The 18317-nt window shown below is 62.3% G+C and carries 17 protein-coding genes; 11 read left to right on the forward strand and 6 right to left on the reverse strand.

The features are described from left to right. Nucleotides 1-407: 407 nt before the first annotated feature. From OZ411_RS40475 to OZ411_RS40485, 3 genes are all read right to left on the reverse strand, one after another. On the reverse strand, nucleotides 408-2189 hold the full coding sequence (locus tag OZ411_RS40475) for a LuxR C-terminal-related transcriptional regulator (protein WP_282532411.1): 1782 nt from the start codon (nucleotides 2187-2189) through the stop codon (nucleotides 408-410). Continuing rightward, nucleotides 2186-2734, reverse strand: a complete 549-nt coding sequence (locus OZ411_RS40480; protein WP_282532412.1) for a hypothetical protein — start codon at nucleotides 2732-2734, stop codon at nucleotides 2186-2188. The genes OZ411_RS40475 and OZ411_RS40480 overlap by 4 nt, the downstream gene beginning before the upstream one ends. 137 nt (nucleotides 2735-2871) lie before the next feature. Continuing rightward, nucleotides 2872-3105: a hypothetical protein gene (locus OZ411_RS40485; protein WP_282532413.1), complete on the reverse strand. Its 234-nt coding sequence runs from the start codon at nucleotides 3103-3105 to the stop codon at nucleotides 2872-2874. 224 nt (nucleotides 3106-3329) lie between these two features. On the opposite strand from OZ411_RS40485, the gene OZ411_RS40490 reads away from it, so the two are divergent. The 9 genes from OZ411_RS40490 to OZ411_RS40530 all read left to right on the forward strand — a co-directional run bounded on the left by OZ411_RS40490 (nucleotide 3330) and on the right by OZ411_RS40530 (nucleotide 12703). Then, nucleotides 3330-4889 (forward strand): NAD(P)/FAD-dependent oxidoreductase, encoded by a 1560-nt coding sequence (locus OZ411_RS40490; RefSeq protein ID WP_282532414.1) that lies wholly within the window; start codon nucleotides 3330-3332, stop codon nucleotides 4887-4889. Nucleotides 4890-5154: 265 nt separating this feature from the next. Next, entirely contained in the window at nucleotides 5155-5652 is a 498-nt protein-coding gene (locus tag OZ411_RS40495; protein ID WP_282532415.1) for an AraC family transcriptional regulator, read from the forward strand. A gap of 491 nt (nucleotides 5653-6143) precedes the next feature. Next, complete coding sequence (locus OZ411_RS40500; protein WP_282532416.1) at nucleotides 6144-6974, forward strand: gluconate 2-dehydrogenase subunit 3 family protein; 831 nt, start codon at nucleotides 6144-6146, stop codon at nucleotides 6972-6974. An 11-nt stretch (nucleotides 6975-6985) separates the two neighbouring features. Next, nucleotides 6986-8755: a GMC family oxidoreductase gene (locus tag OZ411_RS40505; RefSeq protein WP_282532417.1), complete on the forward strand. Its 1770-nt coding sequence runs from the start codon at nucleotides 6986-6988 to the stop codon at nucleotides 8753-8755. Then, nucleotides 8755-9444 carry a c-type cytochrome gene (locus OZ411_RS40510; RefSeq protein ID WP_282532418.1) on the forward strand — a complete coding sequence of 230 codons (690 nt, stop codon included), beginning with the start codon at nucleotides 8755-8757 and terminating at the stop codon, nucleotides 9442-9444. Before OZ411_RS40505 ends, OZ411_RS40510 begins: the two co-directional genes overlap by 1 nt. Nucleotides 9445-9453: 9 nt before the next feature. Further along, nucleotides 9454-9645, forward strand: coding sequence for a hypothetical protein (locus OZ411_RS40515; protein ID WP_282532419.1), 192 nt, complete (start codon nucleotides 9454-9456; stop codon nucleotides 9643-9645). A gap of 94 nt (nucleotides 9646-9739) precedes the next feature. Continuing rightward, nucleotides 9740-10222: a cytochrome C oxidase subunit II gene (locus tag OZ411_RS40520; protein WP_282532420.1), complete on the forward strand. Its 483-nt coding sequence runs from the start codon at nucleotides 9740-9742 to the stop codon at nucleotides 10220-10222. Further along, on the forward strand, nucleotides 10209-11849 hold the full coding sequence (locus tag OZ411_RS40525) for a cbb3-type cytochrome c oxidase subunit I (RefSeq protein WP_282532421.1): 1641 nt from the start codon (nucleotides 10209-10211) through the stop codon (nucleotides 11847-11849). Before OZ411_RS40520 ends, OZ411_RS40525 begins: the two co-directional genes overlap by 14 nt. A 71-nt stretch (nucleotides 11850-11920) precedes the next feature. After that, on the forward strand, nucleotides 11921-12703 hold the full coding sequence (locus tag OZ411_RS40530; protein WP_282532422.1) for a c-type cytochrome: 783 nt from the start codon (nucleotides 11921-11923) through the stop codon (nucleotides 12701-12703). A 484-nt stretch (nucleotides 12704-13187) separates the two neighbouring features. On the opposite strand, the gene OZ411_RS40535 is transcribed toward OZ411_RS40530, so the two are convergent. Both OZ411_RS40535 and OZ411_RS40540 read right to left on the reverse strand, forming a co-directional pair. Beyond that, complete coding sequence (locus tag OZ411_RS40535) at nucleotides 13188-13511, reverse strand: hypothetical protein (RefSeq protein WP_282532423.1); 324 nt, start codon at nucleotides 13509-13511, stop codon at nucleotides 13188-13190. Between the two features lie 84 nt (nucleotides 13512-13595). Further along, nucleotides 13596-14048 carry an Hsp20 family protein gene (locus tag OZ411_RS40540; RefSeq protein ID WP_282532424.1) on the reverse strand — a complete coding sequence of 151 codons (453 nt, stop codon included), beginning with the start codon at nucleotides 14046-14048 and terminating at the stop codon, nucleotides 13596-13598. A gap of 290 nt (nucleotides 14049-14338) precedes the next feature. Between OZ411_RS40540 and OZ411_RS40545 the strand changes: the two genes are divergently transcribed. Both OZ411_RS40545 and OZ411_RS40550 read left to right on the forward strand, forming a co-directional pair. After that, the gene (locus OZ411_RS40545) at nucleotides 14339-14698 is read left to right on the forward strand and encodes a phage terminase large subunit family protein (protein WP_282532425.1); all 360 of its coding nucleotides are present in this window, start codon (nucleotides 14339-14341) and stop codon (nucleotides 14696-14698) included. 343 nt (nucleotides 14699-15041) lie between these two features. After that, complete coding sequence (locus OZ411_RS40550) at nucleotides 15042-16853, forward strand: adenylate/guanylate cyclase domain-containing protein (protein WP_282532426.1); 1812 nt, start codon at nucleotides 15042-15044, stop codon at nucleotides 16851-16853. Between the two features lie 102 nt (nucleotides 16854-16955). Here OZ411_RS40550 and OZ411_RS40555 read toward each other — a convergent pair whose 3' ends face one another. Next, nucleotides 16956-17918: an ABC transporter substrate-binding protein gene (locus OZ411_RS40555; RefSeq protein ID WP_282532427.1), complete on the reverse strand. Its 963-nt coding sequence runs from the start codon at nucleotides 17916-17918 to the stop codon at nucleotides 16956-16958. Between the last annotated feature and the right edge of the window lie 399 nt (nucleotides 17919-18317).

Genomic DNA, 18317 nt, shown 5'->3' on the forward strand with positions numbered 1-18317 from the left:
CTGCCGCCCGGTTCAGCGAACCGGTCTGATCAATTCACTCGCCATCCTGGGCGGACTTCACCACCACTACGCCCGCGTTTAGGTTTTCGATACACACCAGCGTCGACTGCCCGCGGTCCGCCCCCGCAACGAAACGCTTCATCGATCCCCCCAAGAATCACGGCAGAATCATAACAGCGGGTAGCGTTTTCACACAGCCAGGGTCAGGAGCGGCGGTTAAGCCTAGCGCACGTCACGTCCGGTCTACCCGCGGTTGCGGACATTCGAACCAATTCGAGCGACTTCGGCTCGGGGCCCAGAAGCCGACATCACCGGTCGTTCAAGGCAGCAAGTCGGTCCTTTTAGCAGATAGCCGCTAAGCTTTGTCGGCGTCCCGTGGGGGAGTGGTTTCGCCGTGCACGCAAAGGCTAGATCGCGCCCGCTTCGCGTGCGATAGCGGCGGCTTGCGTGCGATTACGCGTGCCGAGCTTTTCGTAGATTCGCCGAAGATGGGTCTCGATGGTGTTCTCGGTCAGGAACAGATCGCGAGCGATCGCCTTATTGGTTCCGCCCTTCCAGAGCAGTCTCAGCACCTGGATCTCGCGATTGGTCAGATGAAACGCACGGCTCGACCGCGTATCGGGTTCGGGGCGGTTGATGTCAGCCCTTTGTGTGCATGGTGCCGGCATCAGCGCCCATAGCAGAGGTGCCACACGCGGGTCAGCGGCGAACGTCGCGCGCTTGCCGAGCGCTTCGATGGCCCAGGCTTCATCCGTCAGCGTCCGCACCAATCCGCCGCTGACTGCCCCCATCATCGCCATCTCGAACACCGCACTGGCTTCACGCTGGCGTCCCTGGCTTTCAAGCTTTTGCGCCCGAAGCAGCAGCAGGCGCAGCGCGCGGCGCCGGCGCCCGGCCGACTCTGCGGCCTGCAAGGCCATTTCGAGCCGCGGTAGCGCCTCATCGCTATGGCCGCGCGCGAGCTGCACACGAAGCTCGGCGATCAACGGATCCTCGATCTCGCTCGCGTAGGGCTTGAAGTCGCCAAAACTCCGCCAGAGCGCCAGGTCGCTGCCGAGCGCAAGAGCGCGGCGAGCTCCGTCGATGTCACTATCGCGCAGGCCGAAGTAGACGCGCTCGAGCCAAGCCGCGGCGCTCAGCCGGCGGATACCACGCCTCGCTCCGATGTCGTGGAGTTGAGCCAACACGCCCTGACCCGCGTCCCGCCGCCCGCGCAGGAGGTGCAATCGGGCCGCGGTGCGATGCAGCACGATCAGATGATCCGGCAGTCCGGTCTCGACAACAATGGGCATGTAGTCGTTCACCAGCGCTTCGCAGGCGTCGACCTCGTTGGTTTCGTAGAGCACCTCGGCGAGATAGGTTGCGACCACCGCGCCTGAACTGCCGTACCGTTGTCCCTCCGCAATCACCCGGTTCATCGCGCCGTCCAATGTCGTGCGCGCCGCAGCGATGTTGCCTGCAATCAGCTCGATTCCGGCCGCGAAGCAGGCGCTGTAGCTCAGGACGTAAAGCGCATTGATCGGCTCGCAGGCTTGGCGGGCCCGGGCAAGGTCCTGCTCGGCCTCAATGTATCTGCCGAGTGCAATGTTGCAGTAGGCGCCCGCATTGCTCGCCAATCCCGCTGTGAACGGGCTGAACCGCGACGTATCGTTGCGCATCGCCGCAACGGTCTCGAGCACCTCCGGAATCTTGTCGGTCCAGCCCAACAACATCAACCGCATGCCGGCGATTTCTTCGTCGCTGCTTCCGTTCTTGCCGTGATCCGCGCGCTCGATGGTTTCGATGAAGCGCGTGGCGTCGCCGTAGCGGTGCGCGAAGATCGCCGCATAGGCGGCCGCCCGCAGCAGGTCCGGGCGACGGACCACCTCGTGCTCGGGCAGTCGCACGATAGCCCGTGCGGTGTCGGCGACGCGGCCCGAGCGTACCATGTCCATGGCCGAAGACGCCAACAGTTCCGCCGCGAGCGCATAATCCTGCGCGGCGAGGGCATGGGCCACGGCCTCGTTCATCAGTCCCTGGGCTGCGCTCCACTGTGCCGCGCGCCGGTGCAGGTCGCGAATTTCGCCGGGTGCCCCGTCCCGCATCCGGGCGCGCAGAAAATCGGCAAACAGAGGATGGTAGCGAAACCAGCGCTGTTCGCCATCGATCGATGCCAGCAGGAGATTGCCGCGCACGATTTGCGCGATCATGTCGCCCTGTCAGCTCGTTCGAGAGCGGCATCACACATCTCGGCACAGAATTCGCCGAACACACTTGAGCGCAACAGAAAATCCCGCTGCTTCGGGGGGCAGCTGTCGAGGACCTCCTGGGCCAGATATTCCGCGACGCTGTCGGTCGACCCCGAGAAGCGCTGCAGCCAACCCCAGCCGCTTTTCCCCTTGGCATTGAACGCGATCACAGCCAGCTGCAGAGCAACGGGCCAGCCTTCAGTGCGTTGTTGCAGCGATTGAAGCACGGCCGGTACGTCCAGACTTTGACGTTCCAGATACGAGGCGGTTTCCTCCTTGGTGAAGCGTAGCTCCCGCTGATCGAGTTCCAGCAGCAGCCCGTGCGCGCGCAACCGACCCAATGCCAGCGCCGGCGCTGTACGGGAGCCGATGGTCACCCGGTGGTGGGGACCGAGATTGGTCAGCAGGCGCTGCAGGAAATCACGGACCTCCTGATCGGTCATCAGTTCCAGATCGTCGAGAAACAGGACGATCGCGACATCAGACAGCGAAATTCTATCGAGCAAATCTGCCGCGAGCCCCTGCGCGGTGGCGCGCTGCTGTGGGTTGGCGAGATCGGCTGGAAAGAATTGGGCAGCGCGACACGCATTGCCCCGATCAGCGATTGCAGAAACCGGCCGAGTTCGTTGTCGGCGCGATCCAACTAGAGCCAGACTGTGCTGATGTCCCGGGCCTGATACCGCTCGCGAAGCTTCTGCATCAGCGTAGTTTTGCCGAAACCCGCGGGCGCGCAGATCAGCGTCAGTGGAGCGTCACTTGACAGGATCCGGTCAATCAGCTGCGCGCGATCGACGGTCGTCTGCGGCGCGTTGGGCGGCAAAAAGCGGGTAGCTTGCAGTCCTTTTGCCGGGCTCGTCTGAGGCTGGATGCGCGGCATGGAGCGGTCTCATTGAAATCCGGTGCCGTGACGATCCGGATGCTGCGACCGCCTCCCAACCGTGTCAATGCCACAAAAACCACAGCAGCCGGGTTCCGGCCGGCTCGGCCCATGAGGCGCCATTCACGGGTCTCCGTGATTTTTCAGCCTCCGGGCCGGGGGTAAATCTGCGCCATCGGATACGGCAACACATGCCGGAGCGCACAAAGAGCCAGGAGGAGATCATGACGGAATTCAGCACAGCACCGACGCAGCAGCCCCTGACCGCCGTGATCGTGGGGACCGGATTTGGCGGAATTGGGATGGCCATCAAGCTGCGGCAGGCCGGGATCACCGACTTCGTGATGCTGGAAAAGTCCGACCAGATCGGTGGCACCTGGCGCGACAACACCTATCCAGGTGCGGCCTGCGACGTCCCGTCGCCGCTGTACTCGTTCTCGTTCGAGCAGGATTTTGACTGGCCGCGCTTTTATTCGGGCCAGCAGGACATTCACCGCTACCAGCAGCACTGCGTCACCAAGTACGACCTGATGCCGCACGTTCGCCCGAGCACCGAGGTGCGGCGCGCGGCGTTCGACGAGAGGCGCGGACTCTGGGAGATCGAAACCGCCCAAGGCGACACCCTTCTGGCACGCGCCTTGATCACTGCGACCGGCCAGCTCAACCGTCCGGCCTACCCGAAGATTCCAGGAATCGCCTCCTTCCGCGGCAGGATCTTCCATTCATCGCGCTGGGACCATGCGCACGAGCTGTCCGGCCGTCGCGTCGGTGTCGTCGGCACTGGGGCGAGCGCCATCCAGTTCATGGCGCATGTGGCTGAGCGGGCCGGCCAGGTAACGTTGTTTCAGCGCACCGCGCCTTACGTCCTGCCGAAGCCGGACCGCAAGATCACACGTGCGGAGCATTGGATGCACCGCAACATTCCGTTAGCGCGCAAACTGGTGCGCGGGACCGTCTACAGCGTGTTTGAGTCGCTGGGCGTCGGACTGCTGAAGTTCCGCCCCGTGCTGGCGCCGCTCAAAGCCGCGTGGGCCGCGCATCTGCGTCTCACCATCAAGGACCCGGCGCTGCGGGCCAAGTTGACCCCGGATTACCCAATCGGCTGCAAGCGCATCCTGTTCGACAACACCTACTATCGGGCGCTGGCCCATCCGAATGTGAACGTCGAGACCGGTGACATCAAGGGGATCGGCGAGAACTACGTGGTGACCGACGACGGGACCAAGCACGAGATCGACACCCTCATTCTGGGTACCGGCTTCGCCGCCTCGGGCTTCCTCGCCCCGATCGAGATCCGTGGACGCGGGAATCGGGAGCTGAGCGCCGCCTGGCGCGACGGCGCCGAAGCGTATCTCGGCATCACCGTCAGCGGTTTTCCGAACCTGTTTATGCTCTATGGACCGAACACCAACCTCGGCCACAACTCGATCGTGTACATGCTGGAAAGCCAAATCCAGTACGTCAAGGAAGCCATTGCCAATCTGCGCGCCGCGCCGGGAACCTCATTCGACGTGAAGACCGACGTTCAGAACAGCTTCAACGCCAAGCTGCAGCACGCCTTGCGCAACACGGTGTGGGCCGAGGGATGCAAGAGCTGGTACATCGCCGAGAGCGGCAAGATCGTCAATAACTGGTCCGGCTTCACATTCACCTATCGTCGTTTGACCAGCCGATTTGACATCGTCAACTACCAGGCCCTTGTCACGGTTAAGAACGCCATACGCTCGCGTGAGGACGAATTGCGCCATCCCGTGCCGCTGTATTCCGCCGCTGCCACGGCCTGACCGAAGTCGTTCCACGCAGCGATATCGAACGACGGGAGATCGTCATGCGTGAATCCATACTGGCCAAGCCTGCATCACTAACAGTCAGGAGGAGTGGTCGCGCCAAGGTCCGGTTTGCCCCCGCACGATCGGCGTGGTGCGGGCGGAGCGTCAATCATGTTCACCAACAGGATGGATAATGAGCCCACCTTCGAGAAACGGCGGAACGGCTGGTCTTTCCAGTACTCGCGGAAGTGGCACCAAGCGATCTAACAAGGGATCCGTCATGTTCAGAGCATCGCACGAACCAGCGAATGAATCTTCGATATTGAGGCCACCGCCGCCGGATCTCGACAGCTATCCGAAAGCACTCCGGCCGCAGCTTTTCACCCGTGTCCCGGTTGATCCAAGCGCCATTCTGAGGATTGGCTATGTCCGCGGCGGACTGTCGCCAAGGGTGTTGCGCTGCGTGCGTTGTCACATCGATGCCCACATCGATCAGCGGATCAGCATCGAAGCGCTGGCCAAGCTCGCCAATCTGTCCGTCTGCTATTTCGTCCGTGCCTTCAAACAATCGGTGGGCCTGACGCCGCACAATTACTTGATAGGGCGGCGGGTGGAGCGGACAATGGAACTGTTGTCAAGGACAGATCTTTCTCTTTCGGAAATCGCCCTGGCGGCAGGCTTTGCCGATCAAAGCCATTTTGCGCGGCGCTTTCGTCAGTACGTCGGCATGTCGCCGCGCGACTACCGTGCCTGCGAGATGGGGCCTTCGAGGAGGTGAACGAAGTCGTCATTAACGAGGAGCGTCGAGGCACCGGCGTGATTGATCGTATGGGCAACTATTCGGGCGAGAGGCGGACGTTGACCGTCTGCTGCACCGCCCCGCATCGGGATCGCAAAGAAGACCTCGAGGAAGCCGTTGCCTTCCGGTCGAGAGCGCCGACCGCATCGCCGGAGTTAACGCCGAGCTGCTCGGCGCTTTCCACCGCTGGACGAACGAGACGCCCAGCGAGATCCGGCGTGCATAAGTCCGGCCTACTACCTTTCCCGGGCGAGCGCTTCATTTTTGGCGAGAGATAATCGGAGTCAACGTGCATACGGCAGGTCAGGCACTTTTCCGCTTGCATTTTGGTCGGTTTTTGAAACGCGCGGTCGATTTGGTCAATTTCAGACAATTCGCCGACGCGTGGTCCTCGTAGACTAGCAAGGGAGCGCCCTTCCGATTTCACGACGCCTGGTCGTGGCGGGGGTCCACCCGACTGGATGGGCCAGATGGCGCTGACGTCGGGGGACGCCATGGCAAAGCTGTCGCGCAGGTCTTTGATCAAGGCATCCGGTCCCGTCGGCGCCGCATTAATGTCAGGGAGCTTCCCGTCGGCGGTGACGGCTGACGCGCAGGCGCAGCACGTCCATACGCATACCGCGGAGGCAATGGGCAGTCCGTCTGTGGCGAAAACGCCAAGCGGAGCCGGCAAACCAGGCGACGTGAAAACAGGCTACCTGTTCCTCAACTCGGAGGAAGCCGCATTCATTGAAGCCGCAGTCGCGCGACTGATCCCGGCCGACGACAAGTGGGGCGGCGCTATCGAGGCCGGCGTGCCCAACTTTATCGACAAGCAGCTGGGCGGCGCATGGGGCGCTGGCGAGCGGCTCTACCGAAGCGGTCCGTGGCAGCAGGGGACGGCGACGCAGGGGTACCAGCTGCCCTTGACGCCCGCCGAACTTTTCCGCACGGCGATGGCTGCAATCAACTCCGAACTCAAGGCCCGCTCGCCCTTTGCGCAGATGAGCGTCGCGGATCAGGAGGCCTATCTTCGCAGTCTCGAAGCAGGCGGCAAGGATCTCGGCGGCGTGCCGTCCAACGAGTTCTTTGTGACGCTATGGGAAATCACGCTGGAAGGCTTCTTCAGCGATCCTGTCTATGGCGGCAATCGCGACATGATGGCGTGGCGGATGATCGGTTTTCCTGGCGCCTATGCGTCCTATTACGATCTCGTCGACCGCCACGGCATGGACTTCCAGCACACGCCAACAAGCCTCGCCGAGGACGTGCACGGGCACGTTCACGTCCGCACCGAAATTCCCGCTCGCCTGCCCGAATAGAGGAGCGGTCCATGGCAGAACGTCTCAAACCCGTGGATGTCGTGACCGTGGGCGTCGGATTGACCGGCGCCATCATGGCAAAGGAGCTGGCAGCGGCCGGCCTGAAGGTCGTGGGACTCGAACGCGGGCCGCGCCGCGATACCTCCCCCGATTTTCAATCACCCACCATCCATGACGAGCTGCGCTTCGCGGTACGCAAGGCGCTGATGCAGGACAACGTCAAGGAGACGGTGAGCTTTCGCAATTCAGCCGACCAGACCGCGCTCCCCCTGCGCCGCTGGCAAGGCTTCCTGCCGGGAACAGGCACGGGCGGCGCAGCGGTCCATTGGAACGGGCAGACCTATCGCTTCCAGCCGGTCGATTTCATCTACAAGACCCATATCGAGCAGCGCTACGGCAAGACCTTCGTCGATCCCGAGGTCACAATCCAGGACTGGGGCGTCACTTACGACGAATTGGAACGCCACTACGACCGCTTCGAATATCTGTGCGGCACCAGCGGCAAGGCCGGCAATCTCAACGGCAAGATCCAGCCCGGAGGCAATCCGTTCGAAGGCCAGCGTTCGCGCGAATATCCAACGCCGCCGATGAAGGAGACCCAATACGGCGCGCTGTTCGGCAAGGGCGCCGAAAAGCTCGGCTACAAGCCATATCCGCAGCCCGCATCGACGCTGAGCCAGCCCTATACCAATCCGGAGGGCCTCACCCTTCAGCAATGCGTCTTCTGCGGCTTCTGTGAGCGGTTCGCCTGCGAGCATTATGCCAAGGCGAGCCCGCAAACGATCATCCTTCCGGCCGCGCTCAAGAATCCGAACTATGAGCTGCGGTCGAACTGCCAGGTGCTCCGTGTCAATCTCGACAGCACCGGCAGGAAGGCGACCGGCGTGACCTATGCCGATGGCGCCGGCCGCGAGTTCGAGCAGCCGGCGGAACTCGTGCTGATCACCGCCTTTGCGCTCAACAATGTGCGCCTGATGCTCCTTTCCGGGATCGGCAAGCCCTACGACCCGAGAACCGGCACCGGGACGGTCGGACGCAACTACGCCTACCAGACCGTCAGCAGCGTCACCGTGTTCTACGACGAGAACACCCGCATCAATCCCTTCATGGCATCGGGATCGAGCGGCACTGTCATCGACGAGTTCAGCGGCGACAATTTCGATCACGCCAAGCTTGGCTTCATCGGCGGCGCCTATGTCGGCGCCATCATGACCAACGGCCGCCCGATCGAGTTTCATCCGACGCCACCCGGCACGCCGCCCTGGGGCCTTGAATGGAAGAAGGCCGTCGCCCGCCACTACAACCACACGGTCGTGCTGACCGTGCACGGGATGTCGCATCCGACCCGCACAAACTACTGCGACCTCGACCCCACCTACAAGGACGCCTGGGGCATGCCCCTGCTGCGGTTGACCTTCGACTTCCCGGACAACGACATCCGCATGTCGAAATACGTCACGGACAAGACGGTCGAGATCGGCCAGGCCATGGGCGGCACGACCGTCGTGGGAGCGCCGCGCAAGGGGCCCTACACATCGACCATCTACCAGACAACGCATAATACGGGCGGTGCGGTGATGGGTAACGATCCCTCCACCAGCGCGGTCAACCGGTATCTGCAGTCTTGGGACGTGCCCAACGTCTTCGTGATCGGCGCATCCGCATTCCAGCACAACGGCACCTACAACCCAACCGACACCGTGGGCGCCCTCACCTATTGGGCCGTGGACGCGATCAAGAACCAATATCTCAAGGCGCCGGGGCCGCTGGTGCGCATATGATGCAGATCCGCGCTGTCAACCTCGCGACCTTCATTGCGATTGCCGCCGGCGCAACGCTTGCCGGCGTTCCGGGATCGGCGCAAGATGCGCGCCAGCCCGACCCGAGACACGGCGCCATCATTGCGGCGCAGGGTACGGCAAACGTGCCAGCCTGCGCCCAGTGCCACGCCTTCAATGGTGCATCGGACAGCAGCGGTGCCTTTCCGCGACTGACCGGCCAGCCCGTTGCGTATCTCACCGCGCAGATGCGTGATTTCGCATCCTCGTTGCGCGACAGCGCGATCATGTCGCCGATCGCAAAGGGGTTGTCGCCTGCCGACCGCGCGGATGTCGCCGCCTATTTTGCTGCCGCCGAAGGACCGTTCCCGGTGCTGGCCGGTGCCGACGCGGCCACCATCAAGCGGGGCGAGAAGATTGCGCGCGAAGGCGATGAGGCCAAGGGCCTTCAGGCCTGCAACAATTGCCACGGACCCGACGGCGCCGGCTTCCCGCCGCAAATCCCCTACCTCGCCGGGCAATATGGGGACTACATCAAGCTTGCGCTCAACATGTGGAAGTCGGGCTTTCGCAAGAACAGCCCGCACGCGATGAAGCAGGTCGCCGATCGGCTCGATGACCAGGACATCGCCGCGGTCGCCGCCTTCTACCAGCACATTCGCAACGACCCGGAAACGACTTCAGCTCGATAGAGGGATGTCATGGTTACTCGCGAGGAATCCGGTTCGACCGAGCACATTTCCGCACCGGTCGATAGCTCCGCGCTTGCCCGCGATCTGCAGGGAGGACCGCGCGGCGCGCTGTTTCTCGCCACCGCATCGGTGCTGTTCCTGCTGGCGGGTTGGTTGGCGTTTTACTTCCTGCTGTTTGTCCCACGAGGCCCCATTGGCTAATACGCAGCAAACCCCGCTCCCGCTGCCCGACGGTATCGTGCCGGCCGCAGTAGTCGCCAGAACCGAGAGACGCTGGCTGCTGGCGATGGTCAGCATGCTCGGCTTCATGATGGCCATCGTGGTCGGGAGCGGCATCGTCAACGCCATTCATCCGCCGAGCAATGTCGAGCCGATCGACCCGACCACATTGCACCTCGGCGGCGAATTTGCCGAAAGCAACCTCGGGGCCATACGAGAAGCGGACGGCTCGCTGACGGTCCGCATGGTTGCCGATCAATATGCGTTTGTGCCGGATTGCGTCGAGATCGCCGCAGATACCCCGATCAAGTTCCGCCTCACCAGCATCGACGTCGTCCACGGCTTCCTGCTACCGGCCACCAACGTGAACACCATGGTCGTCCCCGGTTTCGTGGCCGAGGTGCGCACCCGTTTCGAAAGACCCGGCGTCTATCGCATGCCCTGCAACGAGTTCTGCGGGCCTGGGCATCACGGGATGTGGGCCCGCGTCAACGTCGTTCCGAAAGAACAATTTGGTGCTTCGACTCCGGCAAGGAGAACGGCCTGTGCTCAACAGTAGACGGTTGGCCCTTTATCATTACTGGGTGGCATTTGCTGTGTTCATGCTGGCGGTCGTGCTGGGTGCATGGCAGATGCTCACCCGCAGCCCGCTGCCGGCCCCGTTTGCCAGCAGTAGCCTCTATTATGGTTCTGTCACGCTGCACGGCACGGCCATGGCCTATGTCGTGACCACCTTCTTCGCGATGGGATTCGGTTACGCAGTGACCGCCACCAGCCTCGATCGGCCGGTGCGCGGGGTTGCCGCGGCATGGATTGGATTCGGCATTTGCCTGATCGGCACGCTGATGGCGGTTGCCGCGGTACTCTCCGGACAGGCGTCGGTGCTCTACACCTTCTATCCGCCGCTGTTCGGCAGCACCTGGTACTATGCCGGAGCCTTTCTGCTTATCGGAGGCTCGATGATTTGGGTCGCTCTGATGGTCGTCAACATGGCGGCCTGGAAGCGCGACCATCCGGGACAGCCGGTTCCGCTACCGATGTTTGCGATCACCGCCACCGCTTTCTTGTGGGCGTGGGCCGCGAGCGGCGCGGAGTTGGAATTGGCCGGCGTGATCCTGCCCCGCGCCTTCGGCTTTACCAGCGGGATCGATGCTGGGCTGGCGCGAACGCTGTTCTCCATCACGTTGCATTCCATCGTGTATTTCTGGCTGATGCCGGCCTATATCGCCTTCTATACCCTGGTGCCCCAGGCCGCGGGCGGTCGCCTCTACAGTGATACGATGGGGCGGCTGACGTTCATCATGTTCCTGGTTTTCTCGGTTCCCGTCGGCGTCCATCACCTGTTCATGGACCCCGAGATCGGCTTGGGCTTCAAATATGTGCAGTCGTTCCTGACCTTTCTGATCGCGCTGCCGACGCTGCTGACGGTGTTCTCGGTCTGCGCGAGCCTGGAGATTGCCGGACGCAATCACGGCGGCCGTGGCCTTCTGGGATGGATTGCGGCACTGCCATGGCACGAGCCGATGGTACTCGCTGTCGGATTGTCCCTGCTGATGCTGGGACTGGGCGGCCTCGGCGGACTCATCAACATGGCCTACGACATGAACGCCATGATCCACAACACTGCGTGGATCCCGGCGCATTTCCACCTCATCTTCGGCGGGACGGTCGTGATCATGTACTTTGCGATCGCCTATGAGATGTGGCCGCGTATCACCGGCAAGCCGTTGCGATTCAAGCGCCTCGCCCGCTGGCAGCTCTGGCTTTGGTTCATCGGCATGATGGTCACCAGCCTCCCCTGGCACGTCACCGGCCTCATGGGCCAGCCGCGACGCGTCGCTTTCTTCGACTATACCGACCCGCTGCTGGCGCCGATGGCACCACTGGTCATCGCTTCGGTCATCGGCGCGGCCATTCTGTTGGCCTCGGCGGTCCTCCTCATTGTGATTCTCGTGCGCTCCCAGCTCGGCGAACGGGCGCTGGCGGAGCCGCTGCGCTATGCCCTTGCCGTCAATCCGCCTGTCCGCGTCCCGGCCGCTCTCAACGGGTTCGGCATTTGGAATGCGATCTTGCTGGTCTTCATGCTGGTCAACTACGGTTACCCGATCGCACAGTTCTTTTTCCTGAAGACGTCAGTTCCAATCTACGACGTCACGCAGGCGACAAGCTTTCCTGAGGGACGATGATGTCCAACACCGGCGCGCCTCGTCCCTTTCAACTCGCGTCCCGGACCGTTTGGACGATCATGATTGCCATCATGGTAATCTCGGCGGTGCTCGGCTTTGCCGTGCTGAGCCGCTACCAGCAGAATGCCGCAGCGCTGGGGCTCTGGGACGCGATCTGCCGTGGGCTTGGTATATCCACGGCTCGCGACACAGCCAGTCTTCCAAAAGCATCGGCCTCGTCGCCTACACGTCTGGCGTGGACCGCCGACACGCTCGCCGTAATACGGGCCGGCGATGCCAAGCATGGCGCGTTTGTCGCAGCCAACTGCGCCGCGTGCCATCAGAGTTCGCGTGAAAATCTCGGGCTTGTGATTCCCCGGCTCGATGGGATCGATGCGACCGCGATCTACAAACAGCTCGAGGATTACCGCACTGGTGCCAGGTCGTGGGGCGTGATGGGTGCCATCGCGACGGCGCTGACCAGAAAGGACTCGGCGGACGTTGCGGCTTACTATGCGACGCGCCCAGCCGGCCTGGGCCGGCGCCTCGTAAGCTTCTCCGAGCGCGAGTTCAACCAGACCGATCCCGCCCGCCGGCTGGCGTTCATCGGCGATCCCAAACGGGGAATTGCGCCCTGCGCCGCCTGCCATGGACCCGCCGGATACAAGCTGGGCGCGCCCGATCTCTACGGTCAGCGTTCCGGTTATATCGAACGGCAGTTGGCCGCCTTTGCGCAAAACACCCGCCGAAACGATATGTATGCCACGATGCGCATGGTCGCTCGACAGCTCACCGTCGATGAACGCAAGGCATTGGCTGCCTATTATGGCGGGCAGGATCAATCCGGGTCGATCGGCCCGATGTCACAACGCTGAATCGAGGTGAATACCGCGCGCCGCAATTCTGATCCCGGCGCGCATCATCGCGTCGGCGGAACGCAGCAAGGGCGTTCTCGAATCGGCAAGCGGCTTCGCGAAACCGGCGGTCACGTCAGCCAAATTCGTGCCGTATCATCCTGAAGAACTGCGCGGGGGCAGCCGCCATGATCGCCCAGCTTACCTTAATCGAACGGCAGTATGCGATCATGATCAGCGCGGCCGTGGCCGTCTGTGCGCCTCCTTAGGAGCGTTTAGGACAGTAGAGTTCCGGGCCGATGTCGACGACCTCGCCGAAATGATGGCCGACGTCGCTATTGAAGCCGATGAAGTCCCACTTCGCGCCGGCGCTTTGGCAAACAACGCCGGTGAAGCGCGCCGGCTACCACTCGGGATGTTTCGTGCTTGAGCGCACAAGGACCAATAGAAGCGACCTGGAATCAACTGTGTGACGTCAATCATGGAATCATTTGCGGATCCTCGCTCACGCCGCCGCGCGACGCTCGGCCGAGCGCAGACGCATGGGCTTGCCGCCCGGCGGGTTGCGCGGACCGTTTCCGTCTAGCGCGCGTAGCGCTTCCAGAATTTCATCGATATGAACAGGCGCCTTTAGTCCGTCCGGCGCGCCTAACGCTGGACAGGACGCGATCGCCGAGGCATCAGAGGCCCATGACGCGAGGACGGCGCGCTTCTCGGCCAGACTCAAATTCGGGTCAGCGACGACGTCGCGCGGATGCGAGAACACCGTGCCGGGGTGAAGAAGAGCATTGAAATCGAAGACGTTGTCGTGTGCGGGCGTCGTCCGCATGGCTAACCTCCCATCATAAGACGCATTAAGGTGGCCGCGCGGGAGAACCCGCGCGGCGGCGATCGAAACCAAGCCGCGGGTTGGTCAGGCGGCCTTGCCCTCGATCTGCTTGACCTGCCCGGCGCTTGCGCCCGCGATGGCGATGTGCCGCGGCTTCATGGCCTCGGGAATCTCGCGTTGAAGCTCGATGACCAACAGACCATTCTCGAAATGTGCGCCCTTGACCTCGACGTGGTCAGCCAGGGTGAACTGCCGCTTGAACGGGCGGGTCGACATTCCGCGATGCACAAAGGTCTTCTCGTCCTTCTCGGCCTTATGACCTTCCAACGTCAGGACATTCTGCGCCACCGTAAGGGCCACCTCGTCCGGTGTGAATCCGGCGAGCGCCACCGAGATTTGGAAGCGGTTCTCGTCGAGCCGCTCGATGTTATAGGGGGGATAGGTCTCTTCGGCGGTCCGCTGGACCTCATCGAGAACGTCAAACAGGCGGTCGAAGCCAATGGTCGACCTCCACAGAGGAGTCCAATCATACCTCATAGCCAAATCCTCCAAAGAGCAAGTTGGGTACGAGCTGGCACCGGACACCTTCCGGCGCCCGCCTTGATTTCGGGGCCCCGAAGGCGCCCCGGCCGTCATGACTGCGGCGACCCAAAAAATCTGCAACGAGCAAAAAAGTTTCAAGAGGGTGACGAAAAATTTTAGCGCCCTGACGGCGGTCTGGTTAAGCGTTGTCGTCGTGCAAGGTTACATCCGCTTTCGGAATGACGCGGCGCAGAAATCTGCCGCTGACAGTCGGGTCCGCGACGCCAGGGCGCGCGAGATCGCCGATGAGGGCGGCGCGCGAGACCTATCTCGAATGTCCGCATTGCGGTGGCGTCGACAGCCACAAGGCGGCGATGAACGAGCGCGGCCAGTACGTCGCACCCGGGCAGACCATCGATCGCAGCGGCCGGGTTTCCGGCGATCCACCGGATACGATGTCGGTGAGCTATTGGGTTTCGGGCCTCGCTTCGCCGTTCGTCTCGTTCGGTGATCGCATTCGCGTCTATCTCGAAGCCATCGCGCTTGGCGACGACGCGATGGTGCCGCAGGCGATCAATGCAGGTTTCATTCGCCCGGCGGGGCGAGGTGCCGGAATGGGCCGAGATCAAGGAGAAAGCGCGCCACGCCAAGTATCGGCGGGGTGAAATCCCCTTCCATCCTCTACGTCATTCGCGGCTGGAGCGCCCGCGCCACGTCATGGCTGATCGATTTGGGGTATTTCGGATCGCAGCGCTCCGCTGCGCTCGATGACCGCTCGGGGGCAGACTCGGAAAACCTCGTGTCGAACATAACGAGTCCGCTTTACCCCAAATAGCCGACATAAGAGTTGACGTTGCAAAGGTCTGCGTCGGGCCAACAGCCGACATCACGCCCGTAGTGCCCGGACAATTGGGCGATGACTGCAGCGCGATTATTCTCCATACCTCGGATCCGCTGTGTGGTATCATCTTAAAATTGAAGATACAGGCCTCAGCCCTTGGAGCTGGTATGAGGCGGCAGAATTTCATCAGCCTTCTTGTTGGCCGTGCGGCGGTGCGGCTGCTCGCCGCGCGTGCGCAGCGTCGCTCGCTGTTGGTCAAATATGTGGTCACGCTGTTCGTAGCGGCGGTGGTGCCCCTCGTACTTGGTGCCGTCAGCGAAGCGTGGTTCGGCTATCGTGATCAGCGCGTCCACCTGAGCGAGCTGCTTTTGGCGGAGGCACGGTCGGCCGCCGACCGCATTCAGAACTTCGTCGACAGCATTCGCGACCAACTCGGCTTTGTCGTGCAGCTTCCCTGGATCGACGGCGACGACGAGCAACATCGGATCGATGCGCTGCGCGTGCTGCGGCAGGTGCCCGCGGTCGCCTCGATCACGCTGGTCGACCAAACCGGCATCGAACGTGCCTTCGTCTCCCGATTGAGCCCGAATAGGATCGGGCGCGGTGCTGATATGTCGGCGGACCCGGCGGTGCTCGGCGTCCGCGCCAACGCCAACAAGGTCTGGCACGGTCCGGTCCGATATCTGCGCGATTCCGAGCCTTACATGACAATGGCCGTTGCAGGAAATCGAGCGGCGGCCGGAATCGCCATCGCCGACATCAATCTGAAGCTGATCTGGGATGTGATCGCGGCCATCAAGATCGGCGAAACCGGCTATGCCTTCGTGGTCGATGATTCCGGTCGCTTGATCGCCCACCCGGATATCAGCCTCGTGCTGCAGGGAGATATCGCGACGAGCGGCTACAGGCGGCTCAGATCGGCGATCGCTGGCGTGAACGGATCGGCGGTGACCACGGACGATGCCGAAGGCAACAGCGTCGTCGCCATCTCGGCGCGCACCGCCGACGTCGGATGGACTGTGGTCGCGCTGCAGCCGGTCAAGGAAGCGCTGGCGCCAATCCGCGCCGCGCTGTGGCGTTCCCTCGTGCTGATCGGAATCGGAGTTCTCCTCGCCTTCGCGCTCGCCTACTGGCTGGCGCGGCGGATGTCGGGACCGATCAAGCAACTCGAGGAGGGCGTGCAGCGCGTCGGCGCCGGACAGTTCGATCATCGCATCACCATTTCGAGCGGCGACGAACTGGAACAGTTGGCAAGCCGTTTCAACGAGATGGCGCAAGAGCTCGCCGTCTCGAGAGAGAAGTCCGAGCGCATCAATCGGTTGAAGCGGTTTCTCGCGCCCCAGGTAGCAGAGCTAGTCGAACATTCCGGCGACGAAGGACTCCTGGACGGACAACGGCGCGAGGTGGTCGCGATCTTCGGCGATCTGCGCGGCTTCACAGCTTTTTCCGCGCGTGCCGAACCCGACGTCATCATGACTGTGCTCGGCGAATATTACGAGGCGCTCGGAGCGGTCATCACGCGCCATGAAGCCACCCTGACCCGCTTCACGGGCGACGGAGTGATGGTGCTCGTCAATGCGCCAGTCATGTGCGCCGATCCCGCGCTACGCGGTCTTCGGCTTGCGATCGACATGCAGGCGGCGGTTCAATCGCCTATCGTCCGCTGGCGCGCAAATGGGCATGTGATCGGCTTCGGAGTGGGCCTCGCGATGGGTCCGGCGACCGTCGGCACCGTCGGTTATGAAGGCCGGATGGACTACACCGCGATCGGAAGCGTCGTCAATCTGGCATCGCGGCTCTGTGCCTTGGCGATCGATGCACAGATCCTGGTAGATCCGATTGCCGCCGAAGGAGTGAAGAGCCACATCGCGCTGACGTCCCTGGGCGAGCGACCCATCAAGGGCTATGAATATCCGTTACCGGTTTTTGCAGTCTCGCCCGGATCTACTGTCGTTCATCATCGTACCGATGCCGCCTGACGCTACCAAAGCGGCGGGAAACGGAAAGATCGCCGGTCGATCGCGTCGTCGGCGCGCACAGTCGCCGCATGTCTTAAGGAGCGTGTGCAATGGCCTGGCATTTTATTCGATCACTTCGTCGGCGCGAATGAGCAACGAGGGCGGCACAGTAAGACCGAGTGCTTTGGCAGTCTTCATATTGATCACCAGGTCGAATTTGGTCGGCCTCTCTACCGGCAAGTCAGACGGTTTGGCGCCTTTGAGTATCTTGTTCACGTAGTCGCCAGCACGGCGAAACAGATCGCCCGTATCGGCCCCATATACCGACAATCCGCCATTGGCAAAATGTCGGAACAAATAGTTTGCCGGCAGATGATACTTCGCCGCAAGCGCGATAATTCGCGGAGCCTGGACATAGGTGAGAGGATCGCCAAAATCAATTATCCCATCGGCGTGTTGAGCAGCGGCCGAAGCAAAGGCGACGTCGAGTTCGTCGGCCGTGGTCGCCTCAACCGTCAGCAGAGCTATACCAAGCTTCCGAGCCATGCGAGGAATCTCTTCTGCGAAGTACAGTCTGTGCATTGGGTTGTCGGGATTGACTAAGAGCGCGATTTTGGAGGCGCCGGGAACGAGTTCTCGGAGGATTTCGAGACGTTTCGCAACGAAGTCATCGGGTACCATGGTCGCAAGGCCCGTTATGTTGCCGCCTGGTCGCGACAGGCTTTGCACGAGGCCGAGCCCCACGGGATCGGCCACTGCCACGAATACAATTGGAATGGTTCCGGTAGCCGATTTCAGGGCTACGGCTGCTTTCGGTCCCGGAGCGATGAGGACATCCGGATGGAGAGCAATCAGTTCGGCGACGGAAGCTGACAGGCGATCCGGAGGGTGGGAAAAGCGATACTCGATAGTCAGGTTTTTTCCATCTATCCAGCCGTGGTTTCGTAGTCCGTCAAGAAACACGCGCTCGGCTTGATTAAGAGCCTGCCCGCTCCCATCACCCACGGCAAGAAAGCCAATTCGACGGCGAGCCGCCTGCGCCAGCGAACGCCACGGCAAAACGAGCAGCGCCACAGTTCCCGCCATGAACTCACACCGCTTCATTCGATCCACTTAGCAGCCTGAGGCCGACGGGCGCAGTGTATCACGTCCCGATGGTCGTCGCATTCAGTGCGGCGGCAAATACGAGACGTGGCGCAGGCCGGCTTTGGGTCATTCGCGTCGATTTGCCAACATCTCCGCCGCGTCCGATTTGGACGCGAGTGCAGTCGTGCCAGATACCATTGCGATCTTCGCCTTCGGGCCAGAAGCGGACCGTCGTGCCTGGTATGAATGCTGGGCGCTGGCATAACGCCTCAGCGTCGAGTACCTCTGGACGCGCCGATCCCAAAACCAGGAATCACCGTCGTGCGCACACTATCCCCCTCAACCATCCATCCCCCTTTGGCGCGATATAGCCACGGGTATTCCGTGCCAGCGGGCCAC

Origin of the sequence: Bradyrhizobium sp. Arg237L (assembly GCF_029990105.1) — a bacterium.
Classification (GTDB): domain Bacteria; phylum Pseudomonadota; class Alphaproteobacteria; order Rhizobiales; family Xanthobacteraceae; genus Bradyrhizobium.